Genomic DNA, 445 nt, shown 5'->3' with positions numbered 1-445 from the left:
CTACCGGGGTATCTAATCCTGTTTGCTCCCCACACTTTCGTGCCTCAACGTCAGTTACTGTCCAGAAAGTCGCCTTCGCCACTGGTGTTCCTCCTAATATCTACGCATTTCACCGCTACACTAGGAATTCCACTTTCCTCTCCTGCACTCAAGAAAATCAGTTTTAGTTGCAGTTCCTCAGTTGAGCCGAGGGATTTCACAACTAACTTAATTTCCCGTCTACGCACCCTTTACACCCAATAAATCCGGATAACGCTTGCTCCCTACGTATTACCGCGGCTGCTGGCACGGAGTTAGCCGATGCTTTTTCTTCAGGTACACTCATCTTACCACACGTGGTCTCTTTGTTCCCTGACAAAAGAGGTTTACAATACTTAGTACCGTCGTCCCTCACGCGACTTGGCTGGTTCAGGCTCTCGCCCATTGCCCAATATTCCCCACTGCA

1 rRNA gene is annotated in these 445 nt (G+C 49.2%); it reads right to left on the bottom strand.

The window, feature by feature from the left end:
* A 16S ribosomal RNA gene (locus HH110_RS19145) occupies positions 1-445 on the bottom strand; the annotation flags it as partial.

The sequence above is a fragment of the Stenotrophomonas sp. SAM-B genome, assembly GCF_013387485.1.
Taxonomy (GTDB): Bacteria; Pseudomonadota; Gammaproteobacteria; order Xanthomonadales; family Xanthomonadaceae; genus Stenotrophomonas; species Stenotrophomonas maltophilia_AA.
The sequence above is the reverse complement of the archived record's forward strand: the minus strand, read 5'-3'. Positions and strand labels throughout refer to the sequence as shown.